Origin of the sequence: Dryocola clanedunensis (genome assembly GCF_038405435.1) — a bacterium.
Lineage (GTDB): Bacteria > Pseudomonadota > Gammaproteobacteria > Enterobacterales > Enterobacteriaceae > Dryocola > Dryocola clanedunensis_A.
Window position 1 is genome coordinate 1 of sequence record NZ_JBBYHZ010000122.1, and the last position, 611, is coordinate 611.

At 66.9% G+C, this 611-nt stretch carries 1 protein-coding gene; it reads right to left on the bottom strand.

The features are described 5' to 3' along the window. The coding region (locus AAE045_RS23790) for a TonB-dependent receptor plug domain-containing protein (protein ID WP_455549767.1) at positions 1 to 611 on the bottom strand (611 nt) is incomplete at both ends.

Consider the following 611-nt stretch of genomic DNA (forward strand, 5'->3'; position numbering starts at 1 on the left):
GTACAGGCGGTTGGTATCGGCGTCGATGACGGCGAAATCGTTGCTCGGCAGCTGCGCGGTGTAGCCGTTGGCATTGGTGGTGCGGGTCAGGTCGCGCTGGTAGCCCCAGATCGGGTTGCTCGACTCGATCTGCACGTTGACCAGTGCGTTGAAGCGGTCATCGAACGCGCTGAAACCGTGCGCGCCGCTGAAGCGAACGCTGTTGCCGCCACCTTCGGTGTAGGTGCCGCCGCGCACGGAGATGCTGCCACCGTCCATGCGTTCCTTGAGGATGATGTTGACCACGCCGGCGATCGCGTCGGAACCGTAGATCGCCGAGGCGCCGTCGGTCAGCACTTCGATGCGCTCCACGACCGAGGTCGGGATCGAGGCCAGGTCGGTGTAGCCGCCGGAGCTGACGCCCATGCGGCGGCCGGCGCTCAGCACCAGGCTGCGTTCCGGGCCCAGGTTGCGCAGGCTCACGTACATGCCGCCGAAGTCGCGGCCCGATTCCAGCGAGGAGGCACGGCTCATGCTCGGCGAACCGGCGGCGGTGACGTCCTGCAGGATGTCGGCGACGTTGACGTAGCCCTTCTTCTCGATCTCGGCGCGGTTCAGCGCGACGACCGGCT